The organism is Rhizobium sp. SVR5-9E (assembly GCF_056755095.1).
In genome coordinates, this window is the sequence record NZ_JBNDHS010000288.1 from 1 (window position 1) to 353 (window position 353).

At 41.4% G+C, this 353-nt stretch carries 1 protein-coding gene; it reads right to left on the reverse strand.

Annotated features, from left to right (window positions below; genetic code table 11):
• Positions 1–353 (reverse strand): hypothetical protein (locus tag ACPYOJ_RS34830; protein WP_481420301.1); only part of this gene is annotated, 353 nt, incomplete at both ends.

The window sequence follows — 353 nt, forward strand, 5'->3', positions numbered from 1 at the left end:
GTATTGAGGAAGGTTCTCATATTTTTTTCTGTTTTGAAGATAGATACTGTAAATGGCTTCAGGATTATTTGTTGCTCTGAAAAGCTTCATATATTCCGCTTTGGATTCTACCTCAACTGTTTTTATTTTACCGGGATTGATGATCGCCGAACTGCTTTCATTTTCAGATCTTCTTCCGACCTGAATCCCTGCAACTCTTCCCTGAAGTGCCTGAGGTGCATTTGATGCCACATAAGACATTTCTTTAAGGCTCATCTGCCGCTCTCTTCTCTGCTCGGAAACTGATGCTGCAACTCGCTCATCTCTTTTTCTCATTCCTAAAGCCCCTGTTACCACAACTTCCTGAATATCTG